The 24,319-nt window shown below is 68.5% G+C and carries 29 protein-coding genes and 1 pseudogene; 17 read left to right on the forward strand and 13 right to left on the reverse strand.

From position 1 onward, the window contains the following. The coding region (locus ACZ5VD_RS39930; RefSeq protein WP_468685418.1) for a zinc ribbon domain-containing protein at nt 1-171 on the forward strand (171 nt) is incomplete at its 5' end. Here the strand turns inward: ACZ5VD_RS39930 and ACZ5VD_RS39935 are convergent. Further along, nucleotides 108-392, reverse strand: a complete 285-nt coding sequence (locus tag ACZ5VD_RS39935) for a hypothetical protein (RefSeq protein WP_468685422.1) — start codon at nt 390-392, stop codon at nt 108-110. The genes ACZ5VD_RS39930 and ACZ5VD_RS39935 overlap by 64 nt on opposite strands. 47 nt (nt 393-439) lie before the next feature. Between ACZ5VD_RS39935 and ACZ5VD_RS39940 the strand changes: the two genes are divergently transcribed. The 4 genes from ACZ5VD_RS39940 to ACZ5VD_RS39955 all read left to right on the forward strand — a co-directional run bounded on the left by ACZ5VD_RS39940 (nt 440) and on the right by ACZ5VD_RS39955 (nt 2,479). Then, nucleotides 440-643, forward strand: a complete 204-nt coding sequence (locus ACZ5VD_RS39940; RefSeq protein WP_468685360.1) for a hypothetical protein — start codon at nt 440-442, stop codon at nt 641-643. Then, on the forward strand, nt 643-858 hold the full coding sequence (locus ACZ5VD_RS39945; RefSeq protein ID WP_468685362.1) for a hypothetical protein: 216 nt from the start codon (nt 643-645) through the stop codon (nt 856-858). The genes ACZ5VD_RS39940 and ACZ5VD_RS39945 overlap by 1 nt, the downstream gene beginning before the upstream one ends. Before the next feature lie 392 nt (nt 859-1,250). Beyond that, nucleotides 1,251-1,751 carry a hypothetical protein gene (locus ACZ5VD_RS39950; RefSeq protein WP_468554363.1) on the forward strand — a complete coding sequence of 167 codons (501 nt, stop codon included), beginning with the start codon at nt 1,251-1,253 and terminating at the stop codon, nt 1,749-1,751. 71 nt (nt 1,752-1,822) lie between these two features. Then, nucleotides 1,823-2,479: a class I SAM-dependent methyltransferase gene (locus ACZ5VD_RS39955; RefSeq protein ID WP_468685364.1), complete on the forward strand. Its 657-nt coding sequence runs from the start codon at nt 1,823-1,825 to the stop codon at nt 2,477-2,479. 152 nt (nt 2,480-2,631) lie between these two features. On the opposite strand, the gene ACZ5VD_RS39960 is transcribed toward ACZ5VD_RS39955, so the two are convergent. The 3 genes from ACZ5VD_RS39960 to ACZ5VD_RS39970 are packed head-to-tail and all read right to left on the reverse strand — an operon-like array spanning nt 2,632 to nt 6,187. Further along, complete coding sequence (locus tag ACZ5VD_RS39960) at nt 2,632-4,977, reverse strand: ABC transporter permease (protein WP_468685365.1); 2,346 nt, start codon at nt 4,975-4,977, stop codon at nt 2,632-2,634. After that, nucleotides 4,974-5,666 carry an ABC transporter ATP-binding protein gene (locus ACZ5VD_RS39965; RefSeq protein ID WP_468554360.1) on the reverse strand — a complete coding sequence of 231 codons (693 nt, stop codon included), beginning with the start codon at nt 5,664-5,666 and terminating at the stop codon, nt 4,974-4,976. The genes ACZ5VD_RS39960 and ACZ5VD_RS39965 overlap by 4 nt, the downstream gene beginning before the upstream one ends. Beyond that, nucleotides 5,663-6,187 carry a PadR family transcriptional regulator gene (locus tag ACZ5VD_RS39970; RefSeq protein WP_468554359.1) on the reverse strand — a complete coding sequence of 175 codons (525 nt, stop codon included), beginning with the start codon at nt 6,185-6,187 and terminating at the stop codon, nt 5,663-5,665. The genes ACZ5VD_RS39965 and ACZ5VD_RS39970 overlap by 4 nt, the downstream gene beginning before the upstream one ends. A 539-nt stretch (nt 6,188-6,726) precedes the next feature. On the opposite strand from ACZ5VD_RS39970, the gene ACZ5VD_RS39975 reads away from it, so the two are divergent. Continuing rightward, nucleotides 6,727-6,933, forward strand: a complete 207-nt coding sequence (locus tag ACZ5VD_RS39975; RefSeq protein WP_468554358.1) for a hypothetical protein — start codon at nt 6,727-6,729, stop codon at nt 6,931-6,933. Continuing rightward, nucleotides 6,930-7,313 carry a hypothetical protein gene (locus ACZ5VD_RS39980; RefSeq protein ID WP_468685366.1) on the forward strand — a complete coding sequence of 128 codons (384 nt, stop codon included), beginning with the start codon at nt 6,930-6,932 and terminating at the stop codon, nt 7,311-7,313. The genes ACZ5VD_RS39975 and ACZ5VD_RS39980 overlap by 4 nt, the downstream gene beginning before the upstream one ends. A 584-nt stretch (nt 7,314-7,897) precedes the next feature. On the opposite strand, the gene ACZ5VD_RS39985 is transcribed toward ACZ5VD_RS39980, so the two are convergent. Both ACZ5VD_RS39985 and ACZ5VD_RS39990 read right to left on the reverse strand, forming a co-directional pair. Continuing rightward, entirely contained in the window at nt 7,898-8,206 is a 309-nt protein-coding gene (locus tag ACZ5VD_RS39985; protein ID WP_468554356.1) for a hypothetical protein, read from the reverse strand. 200 nt (nt 8,207-8,406) lie between these two features. Next, nucleotides 8,407-9,231, reverse strand: coding sequence for a TetR/AcrR family transcriptional regulator (locus tag ACZ5VD_RS39990; protein WP_468685367.1), 825 nt, complete (start codon nt 9,229-9,231; stop codon nt 8,407-8,409). Nucleotides 9,232-9,307: 76 nt separating this feature from the next. Between ACZ5VD_RS39990 and ACZ5VD_RS39995 the strand changes: the two genes are divergently transcribed. The 5 genes from ACZ5VD_RS39995 to ACZ5VD_RS40015 all read left to right on the forward strand — a co-directional run bounded on the left by ACZ5VD_RS39995 (nt 9,308) and on the right by ACZ5VD_RS40015 (nt 13,366). Continuing rightward, nucleotides 9,308-10,003 carry an NAD(P)-dependent oxidoreductase gene (locus ACZ5VD_RS39995; protein ID WP_468554354.1) on the forward strand — a complete coding sequence of 232 codons (696 nt, stop codon included), beginning with the start codon at nt 9,308-9,310 and terminating at the stop codon, nt 10,001-10,003. Further along, nucleotides 10,000-10,428, forward strand: coding sequence for a pyridoxamine 5'-phosphate oxidase family protein (locus ACZ5VD_RS40000; RefSeq protein WP_468554353.1), 429 nt, complete (start codon nt 10,000-10,002; stop codon nt 10,426-10,428). The genes ACZ5VD_RS39995 and ACZ5VD_RS40000 overlap by 4 nt, the downstream gene beginning before the upstream one ends. 7 nt (nt 10,429-10,435) lie before the next feature. Then, nucleotides 10,436-11,308, forward strand: coding sequence for a haloalkane dehalogenase (locus tag ACZ5VD_RS40005; RefSeq protein WP_468554352.1), 873 nt, complete (start codon nt 10,436-10,438; stop codon nt 11,306-11,308). 675 nt (nt 11,309-11,983) lie between these two features. Continuing rightward, complete coding sequence (locus tag ACZ5VD_RS40010; protein ID WP_468554351.1) at nt 11,984-12,379, forward strand: hypothetical protein; 396 nt, start codon at nt 11,984-11,986, stop codon at nt 12,377-12,379. A 348-nt stretch (nt 12,380-12,727) separates the two neighbouring features. Continuing rightward, complete coding sequence (locus ACZ5VD_RS40015; protein WP_468554350.1) at nt 12,728-13,366, forward strand: TMEM175 family protein; 639 nt, start codon at nt 12,728-12,730, stop codon at nt 13,364-13,366. A gap of 198 nt (nt 13,367-13,564) precedes the next feature. Here the strand turns inward: ACZ5VD_RS40015 and ACZ5VD_RS40020 are convergent, their stop codons facing one another. Continuing rightward, a complete protein-coding gene (locus ACZ5VD_RS40020) occupies nt 13,565-13,786 on the reverse strand; it encodes a hypothetical protein (RefSeq protein ID WP_468554349.1) in 222 nt (73 codons plus the stop codon). An 825-nt stretch (nt 13,787-14,611) separates the two neighbouring features. Here ACZ5VD_RS40020 and ACZ5VD_RS40025 point away from each other — a divergent pair. Beyond that, entirely contained in the window at nt 14,612-15,850 is a 1,239-nt protein-coding gene (locus ACZ5VD_RS40025; protein ID WP_468554348.1) for an IS110 family RNA-guided transposase, read from the forward strand. A gap of 11 nt (nt 15,851-15,861) precedes the next feature. On the opposite strand, the gene ACZ5VD_RS40030 is transcribed toward ACZ5VD_RS40025, so the two are convergent. From ACZ5VD_RS40030 to ACZ5VD_RS40040, 3 genes are all read right to left on the reverse strand, one after another. After that, complete coding sequence (locus tag ACZ5VD_RS40030; protein WP_468554347.1) at nt 15,862-16,392, reverse strand: hypothetical protein; 531 nt, start codon at nt 16,390-16,392, stop codon at nt 15,862-15,864. A 179-nt stretch (nt 16,393-16,571) separates the two neighbouring features. Further along, nucleotides 16,572-17,063, reverse strand: coding sequence for a hypothetical protein (locus ACZ5VD_RS40035; protein WP_468685369.1), 492 nt, complete (start codon nt 17,061-17,063; stop codon nt 16,572-16,574). Between the two features lie 491 nt (nt 17,064-17,554). Beyond that, nucleotides 17,555-18,163: a TetR/AcrR family transcriptional regulator gene (locus tag ACZ5VD_RS40040; RefSeq protein WP_468554345.1), complete on the reverse strand. Its 609-nt coding sequence runs from the start codon at nt 18,161-18,163 to the stop codon at nt 17,555-17,557. 104 nt (nt 18,164-18,267) lie between these two features. Between ACZ5VD_RS40040 and ACZ5VD_RS40045 the strand changes: the two genes are divergently transcribed. Further along, nucleotides 18,268-19,461: an MFS transporter gene (locus tag ACZ5VD_RS40045; RefSeq protein ID WP_468685370.1), complete on the forward strand. Its 1,194-nt coding sequence runs from the start codon at nt 18,268-18,270 to the stop codon at nt 19,459-19,461. Between the two features lie 19 nt (nt 19,462-19,480). Here ACZ5VD_RS40045 and ACZ5VD_RS40050 read toward each other — a convergent pair whose 3' ends face one another. Beyond that, entirely contained in the window at nt 19,481-20,053 is a 573-nt protein-coding gene (locus ACZ5VD_RS40050) for an SMI1/KNR4 family protein (protein ID WP_468685372.1), read from the reverse strand. A gap of 227 nt (nt 20,054-20,280) precedes the next feature. Between ACZ5VD_RS40050 and ACZ5VD_RS40055 the strand changes: the two genes are divergently transcribed. Continuing rightward, on the forward strand, nt 20,281-21,315 hold the full coding sequence (locus ACZ5VD_RS40055) for a DUF6215 domain-containing protein (protein WP_468685373.1): 1,035 nt from the start codon (nt 20,281-20,283) through the stop codon (nt 21,313-21,315). Between the two features lie 63 nt (nt 21,316-21,378). Here ACZ5VD_RS40055 and ACZ5VD_RS40060 read toward each other — a convergent pair whose 3' ends face one another. Further along, on the reverse strand, nt 21,379-21,741 hold the full coding sequence (locus tag ACZ5VD_RS40060; RefSeq protein WP_468685375.1) for a DoxX family protein: 363 nt from the start codon (nt 21,739-21,741) through the stop codon (nt 21,379-21,381). A gap of 133 nt (nt 21,742-21,874) precedes the next feature. Next, nucleotides 21,875-22,182: pseudogene (locus tag ACZ5VD_RS40065) on the reverse strand (cupin domain-containing protein); the annotation flags it as partial. 80 nt (nt 22,183-22,262) lie between these two features. On the opposite strand from ACZ5VD_RS40065, the gene ACZ5VD_RS40070 reads away from it, so the two are divergent. Together ACZ5VD_RS40070 and ACZ5VD_RS40075 are read left to right on the forward strand one after the other, a co-directional pair. Next, the gene (locus tag ACZ5VD_RS40070) at nt 22,263-23,114 is read left to right on the forward strand and encodes a LysR family transcriptional regulator (RefSeq protein ID WP_468685376.1); all 852 of its coding nucleotides are present in this window, start codon (nt 22,263-22,265) and stop codon (nt 23,112-23,114) included. Between the two features lie 153 nt (nt 23,115-23,267). Beyond that, nucleotides 23,268-23,921 (forward strand): hypothetical protein, encoded by a 654-nt coding sequence (locus tag ACZ5VD_RS40075; RefSeq protein WP_468685377.1) that lies wholly within the window; start codon nt 23,268-23,270, stop codon nt 23,919-23,921. Nucleotides 23,922-24,319: the final 398 nt, after the last annotated feature.

The following is a 24,319-nucleotide window of genomic DNA, read 5'->3' on the forward strand; positions in this document are numbered from 1 at the left end:
ACCTGGACGTGTGAGTGCGGTGCTGTGCATGACCGTGATGTGAATGCGGCACGCAACATTCTGGCCGTCGGGCTGACGGTGTCTGTCTGTGGAGCTGGCGTAAGACCTCAACGGAGCATTCCGGGCGGGCAGTCGGCGATGAAGCAGAAACCCCTACAGCGCGAGCCGTAGGAATCCCCCTCCTTCAGGAAGGGGAGGAAGTCAAGGATGGATGGGCAGCCGTTGACACCGCTGCCCGTGCCGTTGAAACGCAGTCGTCGGGCCATGATCACGTCCTTCCAGTGGGGGACTGATCTCCCAAGCTTCCCGGAGGCCGGCGTCTTCTGGCGGGGGTCCCGTCGACCTGCATCAGCAACATTGCGCAACCTCGCCGGGTAGTCAAGCAACTTCACGCAACTTCCATGGTGGCCATCAACTCCATGCCCCTAGCGTCCTGTTCATGCCTACGACAGAACTGCGGGACGTCGACCCGCACGCGGCGGTGGAGTTTTTGAGGGCGGCGCTCTTTGAGGTCGGGATGGTCTTCCCCTCCCTCGGCGTCGACTTCGCGAACCCCAATCTGAAACTCGTCGAGCTGGGGCGCGTCCGCGCCGACGTAGCCGAACGACTGGCAGAAGCACTTCGGCGAGGGGGCCGTGATTAATGGCAACGAGGGAAGGGGACGGCACCCTGGTCGTCGACACGAAGACGGACAAGATCGGCTACGTGATGGGGCACGCTGGCCCCTACATCCAGCTCCGACCCCCCGGCGGCGGACGCGAGTGGGACGCGGACCCCGACGCCATCCGGCAGGCCACGGACACCGAAGTGCTGCGCGCCCGCGTGACCGAGGTGAACCGGGCGGAGCACCTCGGATGACCGCGCCCGCCACCGAGCTCTTGCCTCCGTCGGCCGAGTGCGCGCTTCCCGCCCAGTCCGACTACACGGAGCCTCACGGCGAGTGCCGCCGGACCGAGGACTTCCGCTGCCCCACGCCCACTCCCACGGCATCTGGCTCGTCCGCCGCTGCGGCTGCCCACGCCTATCACCGCAAGGGGCCCGAGTCCGCCGGTACGACCGGGGCAGCTCCTCCAGGTGCTCGCTGACATGGTGCCTCGACATCAGCCCACCCCCGAGCCCCGTCCCGTCGAAGGACCACAGAGCTCTGGCGGGGCGGGTCTCCAGCCCTCGCCCCAGCTACCTCACCCTGCACAGCTTGAGCGGGGGCGGGTTACCAGCACGGCACGACACCTCCCAGAAGGGGAATGTTCATGACCGTCATGCTCGACAGCCCTTCCAGCACCCGCACCAGGGATCCGAAGGAGCTGCTCAACGGCGTTGAGCCGCACATCAGGCACCTGACCGTCAACATCCTGGACGGCGGCATGAGCCTGTGGGACCGCGAGGTCGCCCTGCTGCTGCGTGACCACACGATGGTCCGCGACATGGCCGAACGCATCCTCGGCAACGCCGTGATGTACACCATCGGCTGCATGGAGCACCCCGAGGTCCACCTGGGCGTCGGCAAACTCGTCGACATCGGCGTTCACCAGCTCATCCTCGACACGCCGGTGTGGTGGGCCCTCTGTGACGTGTACAACGAGGGCCGTTACAAGCACCACGCTCCGTTCATCGAGCGTCGCCGCGACGGCCTGTGCATACGAACGGCGGACTTCCTGAAGTCCATCGGCTTCGGCGTCGACGAGGAGCTGTGGGCGATCGACGGCACGGACTGCTCGCCGTGCGACAACAAGGTCCCCGACAGCCACTGAGCGGTCCTACCCTGGCCGCTGTCCTCGGTCCCTCGAAGGACAGGGGCCAGCCCTTTCGAAGAGGAATCGCCTTGCCCGCACAACACGACATCGCCGCCGAGACCGAGCTGTGGGACACCTTCGCTGTGTCCGCCTTCAAGGACGACGCGGAGCCGACCTTCTGCTGGACCCAGTACGCCGGTCACGGACCCGGCCCAGAACTACTCCGCGACCCTGGCTCCGTCTTGGAGATCGGCTGTGGCACCGGCCGCGCCCTCGCCTACCTCGCTCAGAGCGGCGTCGCCGCTCGGGGCGTTGACCTGTCTTCCGTCATGGTCAGGAGGACCACCGCGAAGTGGGCCGGCACCGGCGTGGAGTTCGTGTGTTCAGAGGTCCTGGAGTATCTGAGCGGGCACGAGGAGGTGTACGACGCGATCTACTCGATCTTCGGAGCCGTCTGGTTCACCGACCCGAGCCGCCTCTTCCCTCTTGTCCGCCAGCGGCTCAAGCCGGGGGGCGTCTTCGTCTTCTCGCAGCCTCCTGCCATCCCCGGCGCTTACGGGCCGCAGGGCATGTACAAAGGCGGCTTTGCGGGCAAAGCCATGTTCACCTACCGCTACAGCTACCGTCCGGCCGTGTGGGAGCGCATGCTCACCCGAGCCGGCTTCGCTACGGCCAACGCGCAGATCCTCGACGCGCCGCAGCCTGGGCATATCGGCACGCTCCTGGTCCAGGCGGTCACCCGATGACGGTGTTTCCCAGCCTCGAAGGGAGGGCCCTACTGTGTGCCGAGGGCGCCCCGACAGCGACGGCGACGGCGTCGACACCGGGCGGGGTTGCCTGCATGCGGGGGTGGGCTCCTCCCACCAGGAGGAGCCCACCCCATGGGATGTGCGATGGGCTATTCCGTGCGCAGGCCCGCTGGGCGCATCATGCGCAGCAGTGGCGGCAGGCTGAGCAGCGTGACCATGGCGACCACGGCGGCGCCCACGCCGGTCATGGTGAGCACGCTTGCCCAGTCCATGGCCACCGGTATCCGGGTCATCTGCAGGAGCACCGTGCCGAGGACGACACCCACCGCCGTGGCCAGTACGAGGCCGAGTCCGACCGGGAGGGCCGTCTGCCACAGCACCGACAGGCTCAGCGTGCGGCGCCGGGTGCCGACGGCGACCAGCGCGGAGAGCAGCTTCCTGCGTTCGCGCAGCTGCTCCAGCTGGGAGACCAGCAGACTCGCCCCGATCAGTGCCAGCACGAAGGCGGAGCCGACGAACAGGCCGGTGCGGATGGAGGTGTACTTGGCGTTCTCCTGGGTCGCCGACCAGCCGAAGACCTGCGCCAGGGGGTCGATACGGGCGGCGACGTTGCGTACGTACTCCCGCGAGTCCGGCACCGAGGGGTCCAGCCGCAGGTAGACACCGTCCAAGGAGACCGCGGGCGCGGCCTTGTGGGGCAGGGCGGCGGGGGTGACCAGCAGACTGGTGTAGTCCTGCAGCGAGTCCTTGCGCGCGTCCACCTGCCGAAGGTTCGCCGGAACGGTCCAGGGCACCTCGAGGCTGCGGTCCTCGCCGTCGTACGACGGGTCGATGTAGAGCTGCCGACCGGGCTTCGCCAGGGCGATCTCGGCTGCGTTGCTGGGGTCCGAGTAGCCGCTCCGCGTTCGCTTGATGAACACGTCACCGTCCTTGCAGGAGGGCAATGTGGCGAGTTCGCGCAGGGCGGCGCAACTGCCCACGGTCAGGCTGCTGTTGCTTTCCGGGTTCCGACGTGAGTCCCCGTACTCGGCGCGGGCCAGGACCACCGCGGCCCGGACACCCTCGGCGTCGGTGAATGCGCGCTCGATGCCGGAAGGCGGCTTGGGGCCGCTGAAGTTGACCTGCATCTGAACCCGGCCGGGGTCCTCGCCGGTGTTCTTGGTGTACTGGCTCTGCGTTCCCGTGAAGAGCATCTGCAGCGCGATGGCCCCGGCCACCGCCACGGCGATGCCGTTGACCATACGGGCCGCGGTGCCGCTGCTCAGCTGCAGCCGTCGTGCGGCCAGCTGCCAGGACAGCGGGCCCTTGCCGAGCCGGACGACGATCGCCTCCACGACCCAGGGCAGCAGGGCGGTGATGCCGATCAGCAGCATCAGGACGCCGCCGATGACGAGGTACTGGTTGAAGTTTCCGTTCTTGCTGCCTTGACCGATCATCGGGTAGAGCATCGCGAGGCCGGCCAGAGGCGGCAGCAGCCGCCACCACAGCCGACGGCGGCGCTGCTTGGCCGCGCGCACGACACCGAGGGGTTCGACGACCACGCCGCGCATCGCGAGCAGCGTGACCAGCACCGCGGCGACCGGCACCGCCATCGCGACCAGCGCGGCGAGCGCGGGAGAGGGGTCGAGATAGCTGGGCCAGACGCTCATGCCCAGCAACTCGCCGGTGCCCAGCTTCTGGCGGCCGAGCAGGAAGAAGACGGTGCCGACGGCCAGGCCGAGCAGGGCTCCGGCCAGCGCCTCGCCCGCCGCGATCCGCCGGGTCATCGCACGGTCGGAGCCGACCAGGCGCAGCGCGGCGAGGCGGCGGTCGCGGCGTTCGCCGCCGAAGCGGACGGCGGCGGCGATGAACACGGCGACCGGTGTCAGCAGCACCACGATCACGACCAGGACCATGAGCAGGAGCACCGGGTCGGTCTTGTCGGTCGGCGTGTTCGGTTTGCCGTACTCGGTCAGCCGTGTCGCCAGGGAGGTCACCGAGAGCTTCAATCCCGAGGCGCCCGCGTAGTAAGCCAGTTCGTGCGAGCCGATCAGCCCGCTCTCGCCGATCGTGCCGGTGATCTTGTACGGCAGGCGCTCCCGCAGCAGTTTCGCGTCGTCCGAGTTCAGCAGGTCCTTGAGCGCGGGGGAGACCACCATCTCGCCCTTGCCCGGGAAGCGGTCGACCCCCGGAGGCAGCGGCGCCCGTCTGCCCTCGGGTTCGACGAACCGGCCGCGGATGTCGTCGTCGTGCCAGGTGGTGTCGGCGTCGGCGATCAGGAGGGTGTTGTCGGCCTTGGGCGGGTCCGTCTGGGCGTACACGTTGGCGTAGCGGGCGTCCTCCACCTTGTTGCGGGAGGCGATCACGTTGGGCATCGCGGTGCACAACAGGAGCAGGGCCACGCCGAGGCCGACGCCGACCGCGGTCAGCGTCATGCGGATCCAGCCCTCGCGTCCGCCGGTGACAGCGAAGCGGGCTCCCATGGCCAGGTCCCTGGACCACTGATGCGGACTCATATGGCGCGCTCCATGTCGCGGGACTTGCCGTCGCGAACGACGATCTCGCGGTCGGAGTAGGCGGCCACGCGTGTCTCGTGGGTGACGAGAACGACGGCGGCGTTGGTGGAGCGGACCGCGCCGGTGAGCAGTTCCATCACGCGTTCGCCGTTGTAGGAGTCGAGCGCGCCGGTCGGTTCGTCGGCGAACAGTACCCGGGGGCTGGTGACCAGCGCGCGGGCCACGGCGACGCGCTGGCCCTGGCCGCCGGAGACCTCGCCGGGCCGCTTGCCCTTCAGGTCGTCGACCTCCAGGCGTTCCATCCAGCCGAGCGCTGCCCGCTCGGCTTCCTTGCGGGAGGTGCCGTTGAGTCTGAGCGGCAGGGCGACGTTCTCCACGCAGGTCAGTTCCGGCACGAGCTGGCCGAACTGGAACACGAAGCCGAACTCGGAGCGGCGCAGTGCGCTGCGCTGGGCGTCGCTCATCGTCGTCACCTCGCGCCCGTTGTAGGTGATCGATCCGGAGTCCGGCGGCAGGATGCCCGCCAGGCAGTGCAGCAGCGTCGACTTGCCGGAGCCGGAGGGGCCCATGATGGCGACGATCTCGCCCGGGTGGATGGAGAACTCGGCACCGTCGAGGGCGTGGGTGTGCCCGTAGGTCTTGCGCAGGTTCTGTGCGGTGAGCAGGGAACCAGAGGGAGAAGGTGTCATCGGGCTACGGCCTCACGGAGTTTGTCGAGTCGGGCGGCGGTCAGCTCCAGCCAGCGCAGGTCCGCCTCCAGGTGGAAGAGGGCGTGGTCGCAGATCAACTGGTCCGTCAGATCGCCCTTGCGCTTACGGTCGGTCAGGATGCGCATGCTGCGCAGGTGCTCGGAGCGCTGGGTGTCCAGGATGTCGGTGGCGTTCCGGTGGGTGAGCAGTGCGAGGACGACTTTGGTGTAGAGGGCCGACTGGAGGTACTCCTCCGGCTTCTGCGGGGTCGCGAGCCACTGCTCTACGTCGGTGATGCCGGCGTCGGTGATCGCGTAGCGCTTGCGTTCCGGGCCGCCGCCGGCCTCGATCCCGTCGACCTCGACGAGACCGTGCTTCAGCAGCCGGGACATCGTCGAGTAGACCTGGCCGTAGTGCAGCGGCCGGTCGTGACCGAACGTCTCGTCGAAGGCCCGCTTGAGGTCGTAACCGTGTCGCGGGCCGGACTCCAGGAGCCCCAAAAGGGTGTGACCAATGGACATGAGCACACTATACACATCGCGTATACGCCGCATGTATACGCCGCATGTATACGCCGCATGTATACGTCGCGTGTATAGCTCGTGGCGGGTCGTGCGGCTGTGCAGGTGAGGGAGGGGGAGCCCCCGCTGCTCACGACTCTGAAACGGGCCGATCCCGAACCGCCCCAGCCGTGACGTGGTGCAGCGGGCGGGGCGGCCACGACCCACCAGGCGGCGCGGCGCCCGGCGACCGCGTGCGGATCGTCCAGGCCGTAGGCGATCAAGGCGGCGTCGCCGGTCCGGTCGTCGCCGTCGCCGGAGTCGTCATGATCGGTTCCCCTTCGGCCTCACAGCCGCCCCCGCGTGTGGGCGGCACGGGTCGCATCTGGGCCCAGGGCCGCTGACTGCGCAGACGGCGCGGCGCCGTCCTCCGTAGCTCGTCCGGCAGCCGGTCCGCGGGGTTCGCCCTGCGTGGGCACCGAGCGGCCCGCCAGGTGCTGCCGGATGGCGCCCGCACCCCGAGGTACCCAAACCGGTACCACTGCAGGTACCTTGGGAACATGCCCGCACTCAACGTGGAATTCAGCCCGGAGGAGATGGCGCGACTGCGCGAGCGGGCCACCCTCGCCGGCAAGAGCCTCAAGCAGCACGTGCACGACGTCACCGTCCAGGAAGCCGACCGGCTCGCCTTCGTCGGAGGCGCCGCCGCCGAAGCCGAACGCATCCTGCCCGGCGTCACCGACCGTTTCCCCGCCGGCCTGCGATGAGCCCCATCATCCGTGTCGACGCCGGCTGGGTCCTGCAGATCCAGTCCGCGCTCGCCCCGCTCAACATCCCCATCGCCGACTGGGGCGCCCTCGGCCTCATGGCCGACCGCCACAAATTCGAACGCGAACGCGGCGTCCTCTACTACGAGCAGGTGTCGGCCCGCGCGGCCACCTTCCTGCACACCGCCCTGCTGCTGCGCCCCTTCGCCGACTACAACCTCGTCATCGGTTGGGGCTGCACCCACCAGTACATGAGCGTCTCCGGCCAGCCGGTCCAGGCCAAGGACGAAGACCTCTTCGAGCTCGCCGGAGCAGTGCGCACCCAGGAAGCAGACCTGCGGGACGTCGCTCAGCACCTCGAATCCTGGACAGCCGCCTGAGCTTGGCCTTCGAGGGTTCGCAGGCCGGGTGACCGGCTGCCGGCCGGTCCGCCCCGTATCGATTCACTGACGGGCTTCCCCCGTGGGTGCGGCTCACCAGTGTCAGGAGCAGGACGCGCCGGGTACCCGTCGGGGCGCGGTGGAGGGTGTGTTGGAGAATCCATCCCGTCTCTGCCAATCCGGCGGGACGGAGATGATGCTGCCGGTGAGGGCGGCTTCGACCCGGGCAGCCTGTTCACGGCAGGTGGTCGCGTCGCGACGTGACACCCGTGCGGGCCGTATGCCCGGCGGCGGGGGACAGACCGGCCCGCGCCGTGCCGAGCGATGCGGACACCTTGGAGACTGGCGGACAGCGGACTCGCCTGTCCCGACAGGAAGAGGACCCCGCCCGGAGCGGTGGAACCCGGCGCCGGTCTCTCGGCCGGCCCGCCCCGGCCACCGACAACGAAGCGGACCCCCGACCCCGTCGGCGGCCCACCACGAAAGACCGAGGCTAGAACCTGGACGAGTTGATCACCGGCGCCGGCCAGGTGCCGCATGCGATCCGCAACGACTCGCCTCTGTCCACCGGTCGGTCGGTGCCCTCAGCAGTAGTCCAGCAGGTCGTAGACATTGTCCCAACCCCATTGGTCGAGGTAGACCTCACTGACGTAGACGTTGCGGTTGCCGCTGTCGTCGTCCGTCAGAAGCCAGTAGCTGCTCCTGCGCCCGTTGCCGGTGTAGGAGACGCCCTCCTGGATGCAGTAGAAGTAGTTCGACCCCGCATAGAGCCATCCTGCGTGAGTGGAGTCGTAGTAGTCGGGGGTCCAGTGGGTCCACTGATTGACGACGGTGTTGAGGTACACCTTGGGGTACGCGGCGGCGTTAACCGACCCTGCGGAAGCCTTCGTCACAGCGGCAGACTTCACGCTGCTGCCCGTGTCCGCCGCTTGCCCTACTCCGGCACTGGCGATGACCAGTCCAGTGGAGAGAAGGGCCGTCAAACAGCGGCCAAGCATACGAGTTCGCATCTGGATTTCTCCCGGCGTCGAGGAGCGATGTCCGATGCCTGGGAAAGTACCGCCGGGAGAGGTCCGCCTTGTCCTGACACCCGTCAGGGTTGCCCGCGGTCCACCCGTGAACGGCGTCGCCCAGTGGTGGGGCCCGTGTGATGTCGTGGCCAACCTGCCGATCCGGCTCCACCTGGCAGGCGAACCCGGCAGGAACACGATCGTGACGCGCAGGCCTCCGACTCGCACAGCCCCGCCCCCTCCGTCGATCCATCCCGTCGACGAGGGCACATCAACCGGACGTCGGCGACCCTCGACGGCCTGCTCCGGTGCTGGGAGCCGGGCGCAGCCTTGGGCAGGGCCGCGCGCAGCGCCGGCGTGAGGACGTGCCGGGTCTCGGACGGGGTGAGGGCGGCGGGCGTGGGAAGGGGGTTGAGGTAGCGGGTGTAGATGACGCCGCCGAGGATCGTCACCACGGCCGTGGCGCGGGCGGTCGCGTCCCGGCCGCCGAGAAATTCAACAAGCCGGGCCAGCAACTCGCGTTCCAGGTACTCGCGGATCACCTCGGCGGCCTCGTCGCCCTGGGCGGTGAGCTGGAGGAAGTCGGCGTCCTCCCACAGCCCCGTCACCGCGTCGATCAGGCGGTCGGGGAGGGTCGCCGGGTCGCCGCCGAGGACCTCGTCCACCGCGAGCGCATTGGCGCACTGGAACTGCATCACGTCCGCGAACAGGCCCTTCTTCGAGCCGAAGTGGTAGGCGATCAGCGCCGGGTCGACCCCGGCCGCCGAGGCCACCGCACGCACCGTGGTGCGCCGGTAACCGTGCTCCAGGAAGAGCGCGCGGGCCGCCGTGACGATCGACTCGCGGGTCGGCGGGTTGCCACGGGGGCGGCCTCGGGTGCGGGCGGGGGCAGGGGCGGCGTTATTCATCAGCGTTGAGCCTGCGTTTCGTGATCGGCACAGTCAAGGGCGTTCCGGAAACCACACGAGGGGATGACCCGACATCATGCGTATCGCAGTCTTCGGCGCCAACGGACCGACCGGCCGCCACCTGACCGACCAGGCACTCGCCGCCGGCCACGAGGTCGTCGCCGTGACGCGCCGCCCCGGCTCCCTCCTCACCGAGCGGCCCGGTCTCGCCGTTGCCGTCGCCGACGCCACCGATCCGACGGCTGTGGACGCCGCGATCGCCGGGACGGACGCCGTCCTGTCCGCGCTGGGCGCACGCTTCAGCAAGGAGACCATCAGTACGTACTCGGCGAGCGCCACGGCCATCACCGCGGCCATGACACGCCACGGCGTCAAGCGGCTGCTCGCCATCAGCTCCAGCATCGCCGACCCGAACTGGCGCCCCACCGGCGCGCACTTCTTCAACCACGTGCTCGACCCCCTGGTGAACCGACGCCTGGGCCGCACCCTTCACGAGGACATGCGCCGCATGGAGGCCGTGATCCGCCAGACGGACCTCGACTGGACCCTCGTCCGGCCTTCGGGCCTCTTCGAACACCCCGCCGTCACGGACTACCACACCGCCGAGACCAGCGCCGACGGCGTCTTCACCGCCCGTGCCGACCTCGCCGCGAGCATGCTGCGCGAGCTGGAGGAACGGCGCTACGTCCGGATGGCCATGGGCGTCATCACCACGGCTGCGAAGCCGAACATCGCCAAGCTGATCTGGCAAGAGGGCGTGAAGAAGAAGTGAGCCGGGCGACCGTCGAACTCCCGTCCGCCACACGGACCTTCCTCACTCGCCCCCTCACGGCCACCTTCACCACCCTCCGCCCCGACGGCACCCCGCACGTCACCCCGGTCCGCTTCACCTTCGACGCGGCCACCGGCCTGGTCCGGGTGACCACCAGGGCGGGAGCCCGCAAGGCCCGGAACGTGGCGGCTGCCGGCCCGGCGGCCCGCATCGCGCTCTGCCAGGCGGACGGCATCCGCTGGGTCACCCTCGAAGGCCGGGCCACCGTCACCGACGATCCCGCACGCCTTGCCGAGGCGGTCCGCCGCTACACCGACCGCTACCGCGCGGCCCCGCCCGCCCCGCTGGACCTGGTCGTCATCGAGATCGCCGTCGACCGCGTCCTGAGCCTGAACCTCTCAATCCCTCTCCTGAAAGCGAAGTGACAACGCGATGCCCACCCTCTCCGTCCTCGACTCCACCCTCCACTACCGCGAGTCCGGCGATCCCGACGGGCTGCCGTTCGTCTTCCTCCACGGCAACCCCACCTCCTCCCACCTGTGGCGGAACGTCCTGCCGGGAGTGGCCGCACCCGGCCGCCGCCTGCTGGCCCCCGACCTCATCGGCATGGGCGACTCCGGCAAACCCGACCTCGCCTACTCCTTCGACGACCACGCCCGCTACCTCGACGCCTGGTTCGACGCCCTGGGCCTTGCCGAAGCCGTCCTCGTCGGCCACGACTGGGGCGGCGCGCTCGCCTTCGACCGAGCCGCACGTCTCCCGGGCCGCGTCCGAGGTCTCGCCTTCACCGAGGCGATCATCAAGCCGCTGGTCGGCGACGAGTTCCCGGCGGCAGGGCGGGAGTTGTTCACCCTCCTGCGCACCCCCGGGGTGGGCGAGGAGTTGATCCTGGAGAAGTCACTGTTCATCGAAGGACTCCCGGACACGCTCGCCACCCCACTCGACCCAGCCGACCTGGAGGCCTACCGCCGCCCCTTCCCGACCCCGCGGAGCCGCCGCCCGGTGCTGGCGTGGACGCGCATGATGCCGCTGGACGACGAACCCGCCGACGTCGTGGCCCGCGTCGAGCACTACGACGCCTGGCTGGCCTCCAGCCCCGAAGTCCCCAAACTGCTCGTCGCGTTCGAGCCGGGACCGGGCGCGATGACCGACCAAGGTGCCGTGACCTGGTGCGAGAACAACATCGCGGGCCTGGAGGTCTCCCACCACGGCCCGGCCGGCCACCACTCCCCGGAGGACCGCCCCGAGGAACTGGCCGCGTCGATCGACGCCTGGGCCGACCGCCACGGGCTGGCACACCGGTAAGCACCCTCGACCACGACGCTGCCGACCCTCGCGAGATCGGAGGGGCTGTCGCCGCCGGGTGTACGCACCGCGATCGAAGGCATAGACCAGCAGGGCGACTTCTTCGCGCGCCCGGGCATCCACTGTCCTCCGGACAGTTCCCGGACCGGCCGGGCTGCAGGAACGCGGGGATGGCCCTGAGGGAGTAGCCGATGGTGGTGCGCCGGCCGGGCGGAGGCCCTCGCGGCGAGCATCCTGGTGCCCGCACATCACGGGGGACTGGGAGGGGCCCACGAGGGCGGGCGCGCGCAGGTGGACCAGTTCGGAAAGTCCCCGACCTTCGCGTCCCTGTTTCTCGGGTGCGAGTGCGGTGCGAGGTCGGTCGAAGGGGCTCTTCGTGCGGTGCAACGCCGGTTTTGTTGACGCTGACTGGTGCAACAGGGCGTGTGGTGGAGCCAGTTGGCCAGTGGGACGGCGCCGACCGAGACGAGGTCGGCCGTGCCTGGTCGATGTCCTTGGCGGGGGTGGGCAGATCGGCTCAGCTGCACAAGATCGGTCGCGGTCTCATCGGTCTCCCCGGGTACGGCGGCCGAAACGGGAGGCACCCCGCCGGAGCGCACCTTCCGCGGCCAACGGCTCCCTCGGTCCCGACCCGGACGTTCGGGCAGCCCCGACACCAGATGCGATCCTGCACGCATGAACCAACTCGGCGACGCACACCTGCGTACCTTGACGCTGCGCTTCACCGCCCTCCTCGCGTCCGACCCCCAGGACCAACTTGCCTGGCTGGGCGAGCGTGAGCTGGAGACGAAGGACGTCATTGAAGAGATGCGGCTCCTCTGCCACATCTGCGAAGGACTCGCCGAGCGCGGAACGTTCGAGCTCACGGATCTGCCCGATATCCGGGCCATCGACAGTCGCCTCGGCGAGATCGATGCCACCAGCCGCGCCGGCCTCTGGAACCACGCCCTGGCCACAGATCGGGCGTGGGACGACATCCGTTCTCTCACCCGGCAGTTCCTCCTCGCGAGGCTGGGCGACTGGCGTCAGCCACTACCACGCCCCGTACGCCCGCACACAGGCGACCACTGAGCACATCCATGCCGCCTGTGCGCCCCTGACGAAGTCGGCGCCGCACACCCGGATCCCCGGGAACGCCGTAGCGACGTTCGGATCAGTGCCGGCAGGTACGCCGTCGCATACCGCCTGCCAGGCCTCCGCAGCCACCCGCGGGGCGACACTCCAGTAGAGCGCGCATTCTCGGACCGGCGTTCACCAAGCAGGGCGTTGTCGGCCAAGTACGGGTGGGCGGGCGGACGGGTGGCGATGGCGCTGGAGCCGGTGTGGCCGGCGCCGCGCAAGCAGACCATCCACAGGAGAAGCCGCCCAAGCTCTGGTCGATGCGTTACAGCCAGGGCGAAACGCCCTACTGTCGTCGACATGACGGAGCCTGTTCCGGAAACGCACACACACGAGAACGCCCCGGGCGCGGCACGCCTGATCGCTCTGTCCGACGGCATATACGCCATCGCGATGACACTGCTCGTCATCAACGTGGCGGTCCCGGCGCATGTGGACGATGACGCATTCCACAAGGCCCTGAGCGATGCGCTGCCCAGCCTCGGCGCCTTCGCACTCAGCTTCACCCTCATCGCCGGATTCTGGCGTGACCACCGCCGCATCCTCACCGCTCTGCCCATCGAGACGGCCGTGGTTACCCGCCTGATCCTCCTCGGTCTCGGCCTGGTCGCGCTGCTGCCCTTCCCCACTGGACTCCTGGCCGAGTACGCCTCTCAGCCCGAAGCCGTCGCCCTCTACGCAGGTGCCATGGCGGCGATCCATGCGGTGCACGCAATCCTGCTGCTGCTCACGCAACACCAAGTGCACCCCTCACCCGCATCATCCGCCGCTGTGGCCCGCCGCCGCTTCACCGCCCAACTCGGTTCCAGCGTTCTGGTCTTTGGCCTCTCCGTTCCCTTGGCTTTCGTCAACACCGAAGCAGCCATGTGGTTCTGGCTCACGCTCATCCCTGCCCACTGCGTCCTTGGCCACCAGCGGCGTCGACTTCCGCACGAGTGAGCCCCCGGTCGGGCTCAATCCGTCGCAGCGGGCCCGCCAGGTGGAGTCATTTCGCACCTATAAAACCGGGTCCCCCAGGCACCGGGTGAAGTCAGAACTGACCTGCAAGTGGCGTCGACCGTCACCTACGAAGCCACGAAGACGCCTGCGGGCGATCGGCGCCGCCCCCTGACTACGCACCCTTCCGGCCCGGCTCCGCTACGAGCCGCCTTCCATCACGAAGCGCAGGTACCGTTCCGCGGAACGTGGGACCGCGGCCGCCCCGTCGGCGCTGACCACACGCCCCCAGAACGCCCCGTAGATGCGCTCGAAGGCGAAAGGTTCGACCAGCGCAAGCGCGCGGCGAATGGTGCTCGGTCGTTCCGGAATGAAGTTGGGGATGCTGTACATGAAGCTGACCCACCGCCGGTCCATCACCACCTTGACTTCCTCCCCCGGCTGAAGCCGGGGGTATCCACGAAGAAACGCCACGATGAACTCACCACTTGACGACGCCGACATCAACAGCCGACCCTGCTGGACCTCTTCCCGAGACCCTCCCCGACGAGACAATCCGCTGAGGCAGTTCACCCACTGATACCGGCGTCGACGCAACGCCAACGCCCGCCCCGCTGGGGGCGAACGCCTCGTCGCGCACCTGCAGCCTGGCCGACCCGGCGAACCTAATCCGTAGTCAGGGGCGTCCTGATGAAGCGCAAGCTTTTGGATGTTCGAGTAGAGGGCCGTGACGCCTCCGGCGAACCGGGTCAGCTGAGACCTCCGCATAGAGCGGCGGGCGGTCCCCCTATTCGTGGTGACCGCTGCGTGGGCGCCGGGCGTATGCCCTTTAGCACGCCGGCCAGACTCAGGCCTAGTCATAGAGCGGCGGCGTCCGGCGTCTCCGTGGCGGTCACCACTGGATTTCACCCAGAGGTGTTGATGCCCGCTGGCGCTGGACGGACGTTTGACGTCCCTCCCGGCACGCGAAGCCTCCCGAAAGATCGGCGCCGTCCAGCGCCGCCGGGCGTCAACACCCACCGGAAGATCACTCGTTGGTGTTGGTGGTGCGAGCCCGCTCCACGGTGACCTCTCGTGAAGCCCGAGCCGTCCGAGCTCCCGCAGAGACCGAGGCCCGTGGGACGAGCTGGTGCCGCGAACAGCTACTGAGGTGGCGGACCAGCCACAGGGCTGAGTCCTGGGATTAGGTCGCTGCGTGGCCCGCATGAGCTCGTGACCAGCAGGAACAACACTGCGGAGGGGAAAGACTTGATCTACTGCGGCATCGACTGGGCGGAACGCACGCACGACGTCGCTCTGGTCGACGACAGCGGCCAATTACTGGCCAAGCGACACATCACCGACGACACGGCCGGCTACAAGATCTTGCTGGACCTGCTCGCCGAATTCGGCGGCACCGAGGAAAACCCGATCCCGGTCGCGATCGAGACCTCCCGCGGCCTGCTCGTCGCCGTGCTGCGGACCGGAAAGCGGCAGGTCTTCGCCATCAACCCGATGGCCGCCGCCCGCTACCGCGACCGGCACAGCGTCTCCCGCAAGAAGTCCGACCCCGGAGACGCCCTGGTCCTGGCCAACATCCTGCGCACCGACATGCACGCCCACCGGCCGCTTCCTCAGGACAGCGACTTGGCCCGCGCCCTCACCGTGCTCGCCAGGACTCAGCAGGACACCACGTGGAACCGGCAGCAGGTCTCCAACCAGCTCCGCTCCCTGCTGCGCGAGTACTACCCGTCCGCGCTGGCCGCCTTCGAGCCCTGGAAGAACGGTCTGTGCCGCCGGGAGGCGCATGAACTCCTCAAGGCGGCTCCGACACCGACGCGTGCCTCGCGGCTGACACGCACGCAGCTGCAGGCCGCACTCAAGCACGCCGGCCGCCAACGCGGCATCGAAGCCGAGGCCGAACGGCTCCGAGAGATCTTCCGTGCCGGCTGGGCCCACCAGCCATCGACGGTGGAGGACGCGCTCGGCAAACAGATGCTCGCGCTCCTGGTCCAACTGGAGGCCGCCTGCACCGCAGCCGACAATCTGGCCGAGGCGGTGGAGGAAGCTTTCCCTCAGCACCCGGACGCTGAGATCATCCTCAGCTTCCCCGGCCTCGGCGTCCAGCTCGGCGCCCGGGTGCTGGCCGAGATCGGAGACGACCGCCAACGCTTCGCGGACGCCCGCGGGTTGAAGACCTACGCGGGCGCCTCACCCATCACCCGGGCCTCCGGCAAGAAGTCGAACGTCACTCGACGGTGGGTGAAGAACGACCGCCTGAACCATGCCGGCTACCTCTGGGCCTTCTCCGCCATCACCGCCTCACCCGGCGCCAAGGCCCACTACCGGCGCCGCCGCGACGACCACGGGGACTGGCACGCGGCCGCCCAGCGCAACCTCTTCAACCGCATGATCGGCCAGCTCTACCACTGCCTCCAGCACGGCCGCCGCTTCGACGAGGCTGTGGCCTTTCCCGCCCCAGCCTCTGCGGTCGCGCAGGTGGCCTGAACGCGGAATCCTCATACGAGTCCGGCGGCCTGCCGAAGCTTCGCCTGACCAGCAACGGTGATCAGGCCCTCCGGCAGCATCGCCACCACACTCGCGTGTTCCGCGAACACAGCCCTGCACTGCTCACGCTCAGGGTGATCGCTGTCGCTGCCGAACCACAGCACCATGGCCTCGTTGCCGGCCTCGATCGGCTCGGAGAACTCAGCGACCGCGATCAGACGATCCAGCAGTCCGGATCGCTCAGGAACCTGCGGGTCGCCTGCGAGACGAAGCAGAAAGGGCAGTACTTCCGGCATGGCCGCGTTCATCTCGGCGATGTTGTTGAACATAGTGTTGGTGAGCACTCGCTGGGCCTCGGACGCGGCGGCCTGATCGACAAGGGCATGCAGCAACACCGGGATCGCGGCGGGACATCCGGGAAACTCGGACCAGCGGACCTCCTCACACCCGTGGAGGGCAGGATGCCTACGGTCGGCATCAGCTGCCTGCGGGTACTCGTGGAGAAACCGAGCGATCGCCGCATCCCTGGCGGCCACATCCATCCCGCACACCTGTCCGTCCCCCGTCCCACCGCCATGAGCCCCGCGTCAACCGTACTCTTGCGCGACCGGAGATCCGCACGCAAGCCAAGAAGCGAGCCATCAGTGTTCGATTCCCCAGGCACCACACCAGCTCGGCTTGACGAGTTAGGCGCCTGAGGTGTCTATGCGGTCACAGCACACTAGCCATCCATGTAGATGCGCCAGGTTCCGTCGTCGAGGTGCACTACGGCCGGGTCCTCGGGCAGGGCGCCCCAGCCGGACCAGTTCCCGGTTCCGACGAACTTGTACGGCCCGCCCACTGTCGTGGCTGTCGCGTGCCCGATGTACTTGGTTGTCCCGTTCTTGGTGAACGCGTGGTACATGCCGCTGTATCGCACGACGAACGTGTCGATGTGGCTCGTGCCGGCGAAGTCGCCGGACAGAGCGGTGGCCCCGCTCCACGAGGTGCGATTTCGGTGCGGGTCAGCAGGGAGCAACGCTCGCAGCAGCGTGGTCGCGTAGAGGGGCGACAGACGCAGCTGGGCGGGGATGCGCCAGTTCTTCAGGTGAGCGAAGGCGTGTTCGCAGGCTGCGCGGACAGACGCGATCAGCTTGTCGATCTGTCTCTCCGCCGGCGTGAGCGGCTCGGTGCGGGTGGCCTTGTAACCGGTGATGGCCACCGGGTTGTCCATATTGTCGTCCGGGCCGGTGAAACCGAGGCCGCCGATGGCAGGGAGCCTGCGGAGGTCGACGGCGACCCGGACGCGGGTGATGCGGCCGTCCTCGATGTGCCGCGGGCCGGCGGTGAGGGGGAGGGCGTGTCGGCCCCGCGGGGGCGTTGTCCTGCCCTCCCAAGCAGGTTCCGTCCTCCACCGGGGCAGTGCGCGCTTGCCCTGACGCCGAGGCCCCGCTCAGCGCCGTTCTCCGACGTACGGGGTGTGCAGGCGGGTTCGGCCACATGCGCCGGCTCGGCTGACCGGGCTTCTTTCGGCAGTCGGGGGCCTTGCGTTGTCTCGTGGCTCGGCTCGCATCGTTGGCCGTGTAATCGACGGGTTGCCCGGCAGTCAGCAGGCCTGGGCGGCCAGGTGCGCCGTCGGCTGTGCACGCGATGCATGTCGCCTGAAGTCGTGGTTTTTCCGGGGGCTGTGCGTGGACCGATGTCGACGTGTGGTGCGCGGGAGCGTCAGCGTCCCTGTGTGTCCCAGTTCGCGAGCACGGCGTCGGCCGCGGCGTGCAGGTGCCGTGCTGATGTGCCGTCACATACCTGCGTCGAAATACCGAGCAGGAAGCCGTGGATCATTGATGTGAGGCCGTCCACGTCGGTGTCTTCGGCGAGTTCTCCTGAGGCGATGCCGCGTGCGACGCACGCCCTGATGCGTGCTCGGTCCGCTGCGCGGCGCGCCGCTACGACCTTTCGCGCTCCGTCCTCGCCTGTTCCCGGTGCCCGGACCGTCCCCGAGAGGGCGACGAGGCATCCGCGAGGGTGGGATGTGTCGGTCTGCATGGTGATCGACCCGTGGAGGAGCCGGGCGATGGCCTCGCGGGGGCTTTCCGCCTCGTCGGCCACGACATCGGTGACGCTGCCCGGTCCGGCGATGTAGTGCTCAACGGCCTTCTCGAACAGTCCCTCCTTCGAGCCGAAGGCGCCGTAGAGGCTCGCGGAGGACAGTCCTGTGGTCTCGCGGAGCTGGGCCAGCGAAGTCGCTTCGTAGCCCTGTTCCCAGAACAGCAGCATCGCGGCCTCCAGGACGGCCTCCATGTCGAAGATGCGGGGACGGCCGACAGGGGACACGGCGAACCTCCTCCATTGCGGACTGACTGATCCAGTTTGACACCTGTAAGCGCGTCTATCAATATCGGATCAGTCAATCCATAACTAGTGGAGGAGTCCGACCGATGACCACAACGTGCCCCACGCCGGTCCGCGAGCGAGCGCACGAGGCGTTTCCCGTTGCGGCACTGGTGGTGATGGCGTGTACCGGATTCATCGTGATCATGACCGAGACGCTGCCGGCGGGGCTGCTCCCGCAGCTCGCGGCGGGACTCGATGTCTCCGAAGGCGGCGCCGGCCAGCTCGTGAGCGCCTACGCGATCGGAACGGTCCTCGCGGCGATACCCGCGATCACGCTGACGCGCGGGACACGGCGCAAGCCGCTCCTCCTTGCGGGCCTGCTCGGGTTCCTTGTCGCGAACGCCGTCACCGCGGTATCGCCTTCGTTCACCCTCGCTCTTGTCGCCCGGTTCGTCGCGGGAGCCTTCTCCGGGCTGCTGTGGGGCATGCTCGCCGGATACGCCCGGCGTATCGTCGCACCTGAGCACGCCGGGCGTGCCCTTGCCATCGCCATGACCGGAACCCCGGTCGCACTCGGCGTCGGAACACCACTTGGCGCCTGGCTGGGCTCGACGGTCGGCTGGCGCTGGTCCTTCGCCGCGATGTCACTGCTCAGCGTCATCGTCATGGTCGTCGCGAAGTTCCTCGTGCCCGACGCCCCGGGACAGTCGGCGCAGACACGCGCTCCGCTCAGCCGAGTGCTGGGCATTCCCGGCGTGGCGACCATCCTCGCCGTCGTATTCGTCTGGATGCTCGCGCACAACCTGCTCTACACCTACATCGCTTCCTATCTGCGGCAGATGCGTCTCACCCTGCGGCCCGACGTCACGCTTCTCGTCTTCGGCATCGCCGCGCTCGGAGGTATCTGGATCACCGGCGTGTTCATCGACCGCGCACTTCGCAGGCTCACCCTGGCGAGTGTGATCCTGTTCATCGTCGCCGGCGGGTTCCTTGCCGCCGCACAGCAGTCCACAGCGCTCGTGCTGTTCGCGATCGTCCTGTGGGGCCTCGCGTTCGGCGGCTCGGCGACGCAGCTGCAGACGGCCCTGGGGGAGGCCGCGGGCGAGAACGCCGATGCGGCGAACGCGATGCTGACGACATCCTTCAACATGGCGATCTTCGCGGGTGGTGCTGCGGGGGCTGTGGTCGTCGATGGCGTGGGCGCACCGGTTCTTCCGGCCGGGATGATCGCTCTCACGCTCATGGCGCTCGTCATGGTCGGATTCGGCCGACGCGCGGCATTCCCCGCAGGGCGTTGATCGAGAACTGCCGCAGAGGTCAGTCGACGGGGTCTTCGGTCCATACGAGCGTCCCGGGAAAATCCGGGTCCCTGTCGGTTACTTCCCACTCCTCATCGCCCGGCAGTATCGCGATCCAAGGAGGCGGCGAGGCCAGCAGGTTCCCGACGATGTCCAGGGCACTGGTGAAGGAGCACCAGCGTGGATCACGTTCCCAGGCGAAGCCCTGCTGGATGTCCCACTCGCCGATACGGCCTGTCCTGATGTCGACCAGGAGCTGGATGACGCTCAACATCGCGAACGGCACGAGGAAGGGCTTGTCTCCTTCTGCCAGGTTTGAGTCATCAGGCGCCGCGTACTTCAACCAGGCCGCACGCTCCCTGAGGATGTCCTCGACGCCCAGGAGCGTGAACCCGGGCGGGAGGATCACGGTCAGGCCTGACCCGTTGTGACGTAGCAGTGAGCGTTCGACATCATCCGGCAGCTGTCCTCCGAGAGACTCGTACAAGGCATCCAGGTCTGCGCGCGTACACGGAGCCGGCAATGGGTCTTCCTCCGGCGCATGCCGGGCTATCCAGCGCTCGATGTTGCCCCACGACTCCTCGACACTCACGTGCCCTCCTCCACCCGGCCGGAGGTCAAGGATCCCAACTCATCAACGGCGGGGACACCCAACGGAGTTGAAAGATGGTGTCCCGTCGAACTGGCCACGAGCGCCTGCCACCGCTGTTGTCCAGAACAGGACCTTGGGGTCGTCGGCTTCGCGCCTCCTGCTTCGACAGGCCCTGCACGTACGCGGAACCGTGTCTTCCACCATGACGGGTGTGGTGTGATCATCCGATGCTCGGTTTCCTCCTCCGTCTTCTGCCGTTCTGGGTGCGCGAGCCCCTGCTGATCGTGATCGGCTCCGTTCTTGGCGTACGCATCATGTATCTCGCCGTCCACGATCGCGATGGGGTCGCGGCCGGTCTCGGCGTGGTGTTCCTCGTGTTCACTGCCGTGCGCGTCTACACGGTGGTCCGGGCTCTGCGCGCACGCCGGAACCCGAGTCCGGCAGCCTCCGCAGACGGGCCGGGGGCCGATGCTGCCGTCCAGCCCCAGCCCCAGCCCCAGCCCCAGGCGCAGGCGCAGGCTCAGGCAGGAACGGGGCCCCGTCCCGGCCCGGCTGCCCCGGAGAAGGAGCCCAACGTATGGGGCCAGGCCGTGGCGGCGCTGGCGGTGTTCGGGGCAATCGCCGTCGCGCTGTGGGCGGCCCCCCGCCTGATGCCGACCGAGAACACCGCCTTGCAGCAGCCCGCCTCGTGTGCGGACGGGTCGCACGAGAAACTGCCGAAGGCCTACAAGCAGACGCCCCATCCGGTGACCGGTGAAGAGCTGTGCAAGGCGCTCAACCGGCCCGACCTGGCCGACCTCCTGGGAACACCTGGAGAGGCGGCGACCACTGCTTCCGGCACCAGCGGCACCGCTCCTCTGACCGATGGGAAGGTCGCCCAGCCGGAGGCGCAGATCGCCTTCGACACGTACACCGTGAATGTCTCGGCCACTTACAACGAGCTGTCGACCGACCAGTACGTCAAGCTGATGGAGTTCGGGAATGAGACGGACATCAAGACGCTCAGGGTTCTCGGCCGGCCCGCGGTCTTCTCCTCGGATCACACCATGAAGATCGAGATCGATTTCGGGAGCGGCGGATCCGGCGGACCAGTGGAGCAAGGCCCTCTGGCCAGGACGTTGACCGTGGCCCTGGACCGTGATGACCGGGGCGGCTACTGCGACATCACCGTGTGGAGCACGTCCGGAGCCCTCCCGGACGACAGCGTTCTGCTCGACGTCGCTGAAAAGGTGCTACCGAGGATCTCCGCACTGCCCGTCTGATGACAGCGGCTGTGGGGCGCGGCCGGCCCGTAGCCGCGTCCATCGGTCGAGAACCGTGCTCGATCACAGCCAGGCGGTGGCCGGCCAGATGGCCACGGCCGTAGTGGCGATGAGCCCGACGTTGAGTGTGATCCGGCGGTCCTCGCCGGTCAGGTGGACGGCGATAGCACCGATCTGCAGGAGCACGAACCCGATGGTCGCGGCCAGTGCCAGCCACGCCGCGATGCCGGTCAGGGGCGGCAGGATCAGCCCGGTCGCGCCGAGTACTTCGACCGTCCCCAGCGCCCTGACGGCGGGCAGGGGTATGCGATCGACCCAGGCCATCATCGGGCGGAGTTGATCTCGGCTACGGAAAATCTTTAGCGCGCCTGCGTAGAGGTAGAAGAGGGCGAGCGGTCCGGCGACGATCCAGTACGCGATGTTCATGAGTCCCGTTCGTGGTCACCGGTCGCAGGTGACCCGTCGATTGCCAGGGCAACCCCTGGAGAAGGCCAGAGTTGTCGTCTGAGCGAGCCGGAGGGTGAGAGGTGGGAGCGACCCGGCTGCGCCGGTCAGGTGGGGGACGGCCGGGCGGGACCATCACGATCGTGCCCGTGGTGGCGTCGTAGCCCTTGTCCCCGACGGTGAAGCGCACCGTGCCGCAGACGATGGAGAAGCCCTCGTCGTGCCGTGCATGGCGGTGCTGCGGTGGGGGGTGCGCGGGGCGAGGACGGGCTCGGTGATGGCGAGGCGGTGCCCTCTATGGCTGCCGTCTTCGAGGGCGCGCCTGCGCGTGGGGCCCAAGAGGATCATCTCGCCGTCGTCGGGACCGATCACCGATATGGCTGGATCACCCTGGGGCGCACTGGTCTTCGCTTCTTCGGCCATGCTCCAAGTCCACCGCCCGAGCGCTGCGGGTGTCCAAGACCCCTTCCGTAACGCCGATACCGCTTGGGTATCGTTGCAGCGTGGAGCTACGTACCTTGCGCTACTTCGTGGCCGTCGCCGAGGAACTCCACTTCGGGAGGGCCGCCACGCGACTGCACATGAGTCAGCCGCCGCTGAGCCGGGCGATCCAACAGCTGGAGACCGAGATCGGTGCCCTGCTGTTCGCCCGCTCGTCCGCCGGTGTCACGCTCACCCCGGTGGGCGTAGTGCTGCTCGATGAGGCGCGGGCCCTGCTCGACCAGGCCGACCGCGTCCGCGCACGCGTGAGCGCGGCGGCCGGCGCCGCGACCATCACCGTCGGCATCCTGGGCGACAGTACTGACCCGGGAGTGACCAGGCTGGCCGCCGCTTATCGTCGAAGCCACCCCGGTGTCGACATCCGCATCCGCGACACCGACCTGACCGATCCGACGTGCGGGCTGCGCGCCGGACTGGTCGACGTCGCCCTGACGCGGGCGCCGTTCGACGAGACCGCCCTGACGGTACGTGAGCTGCGTTCCGATCCGGTGGGCGTGGTCCTGCGCGCCGATGATCCGCTGGCCTGCCGCGACCGGCTGTGCCTGGCCGACCTGGGTGAGCGCCACTGGTTCCAGTTCCCGCAGGGAACCGACCCGGTCTGGCAGTCGTACTGGAACGGCGGCGAGCCGCGCGAGGGCCCCATTGTGCGCGTCGTCCAGGAATGTCTGCAGGCCGTGCTGTGGAACGGCACGGTCGGCCTGGCCCCGCTCGGGCACGATCTGTCCGCAGAGCTGGCCGTGGTGCCGCTGATCGACATGGCGCCCAGCCGTGTGGTGGGGGCGTGGAATGCGGGTGACACCAACCCGTTGATCCGATCGTTCATCGAGCTCGCGACAGCCGCGTACCGCCACTGAGTACCTGGTGAAGGGTGCTGCCGCAGCTTGTGAACAAGGCGAATGCGGCGGCCCTTGGGACCGCCTCCCGAAGTAGTACTTCTGCTGCCCGTTCTCGTGTTCAGAGCCGGCGGCCTGCGCCCCCGATGTCCGTCCTCGTGTCCCGGAGAACAAGTGAAGCTGCCGATCACCATCCACCAAGCACGTCTGGGATCCACGGAGTTCAAAGTGATCCGGCCGGCCCGCCCTCTGGCCCGCGCCGTGCTCGTCGACCACGACCGGCACCTGAACGCCTACCTCGATCAGGACGCGGCTCAGCGCATCGGTGGGCTGTGGGAGCTCGCTGCCTCCTCACGGAACGCTCTGGTCCACCTGCCCATGCGAGGCAACCCGGCCCCTGCCCGCGACCTGCCCGAAGACGGCACTCGTCAGCTTGACCTCGTGTTGCTGCACCACTCGCTGCAGTTCTCGCCGTCGCGCTGGAAGGACGTACGCGGGCGCCTGGGCCCGGGGCGTCCGCAGACCGTGACGCTGCCCGGCGCAGGCCGCACCGACGCAGGCGTCGTGGACCCCGAGGCCCGCCACTACCGCGAGAACCGAGACCTGTTCCACCAGCATCTGCACGCCGAGACCCTGTTCATGACGGGCAGCGCGAAGGTCTTCAGGGAAACCGCCCGGCATTTCTTCGATGTCGCCCGAAACGGTCCTGGCTATGTCCCCGTGCATCCGAGTTACCCGTACTTCTGCACGGAGCTCCACTCCAACGACGGCATTCTCGGCGACGCCCGCGAGGTCCACATCGAGTACTGCGAGCAGTGGACCTCCTGACTCAACAGGCAGGACCTCACTGGCCACGCACGACATGGGGGCCGACATTCCCGGCTCGCAGCGGGCCGCGTGCCATACCACCGCCGTCTACCAGGCCCTCGGTTTGTAACCGACGTTGCGACTGTGCGCGACCAGCAGCGAGGCGATCGTGACGTGCAGATCCCTGAGCCGGGCCTCGCCGCCGGTGAGGGAGGTGACGCCTCCCGTCGGCGCAGCATCCGGTGGAGGTATTCCAGTACGCAGAACACGTACGCCTTCCCGTCCACCGTGTCCGGTTCCCAGTGCGGCGCACTCAGCGCGAGGCGCCGCCACGAGCCCACCGGCAGGGACGTGTCGATCTCGTCGGGCACCACCGCCTCGATGCGCCCCCACATTCGCCTCGATGTCTCCACCTGCGG

The sequence above is a fragment of the Streptomyces sp. NPDC032822 genome, assembly GCF_055578825.1.